This window comes from Mesorhizobium tamadayense, from assembly GCF_003863365.1.
Taxonomy (GTDB): Bacteria; Pseudomonadota; Alphaproteobacteria; order Rhizobiales; family Rhizobiaceae; genus Mesorhizobium; species Mesorhizobium tamadayense.
Genome location: NZ_RQXT01000189.1, coordinates 1 through 795 on the forward strand (window position 1 = coordinate 1; position 795 = coordinate 795).

1 pseudogene is annotated in these 795 nt (G+C 60.5%); it reads right to left on the bottom strand.

Annotation, left to right across the window (positions count from 1 at the left end):
- Positions 1-252: 252 nt before the first annotated feature.
- A pseudogene (locus EH240_RS38420) lies at positions 253-795 on the bottom strand (oxidoreductase); the annotation flags it as partial.

Genomic DNA, 795 nt, shown 5'->3' on the forward strand with positions numbered 1-795 from the left:
CTTTCGCGCCGGATCTGGCCGCGGCGACCGCGCAATTCGACACATCGCCGCCAATGCCCGGCTTGATCGTTCCGTCCCGCCGCCACGCGAACTCGAACAGGGGTTCACCCATGCAGACGATGTCAGCCTCTCCATCCCCCATACCACACCTCATTGTCTGTCTCCGGTCGCCCTTCGGCTCGCGGTTAGGCCTCGGGTTCCCTCAGTTCCAGATATTCCATGCGGATGTTGACGACATCACGTGCACCGCGACTAGGCATCTTCTTGGTCAGAACCGAGATCAAAGATCCGGCCGGTCAGCCAATCTGGCCAATCGCGTTCGAAGAACGACCCAGCACTCTCGTCGAACGAACGGTTTGGACGTGTTGAAACCACCATTTCCACGCCGTCCAATCGGACGATGATCTGTTCACTCCGCTGGGCGTCGCGCTCCCTCCGGAAGCGATAGTTTTCCAGCGGGCCCGTCCTTGCGAGCGGAAGCGATTCACCTTTTCGATCGCATATTGCGCGGGAACCGCGGCTCCCTCCGCCTTGGCCAATGTAATGGTCCAAAGCGGTAAGCACCGCTTCGGAAGCTAGCGCCATTTGCCGCCATTGTATTGACCGCACGGCCTCGGCAGGTCGTTTGTACCCAATGCCATTTGCCCGAATGCTTACATTGAGGCTTCGAGCTTCTGCGAGGGCCTGGCTTACCCGCTCGCCGTCGCAAATCATACCGGCCGCATCGCTCATACGCGCCTGGATCGTGGAGCGCGCCGACTTGATCGTCAGCGTGCTGTCGGGGCGCATGATCGC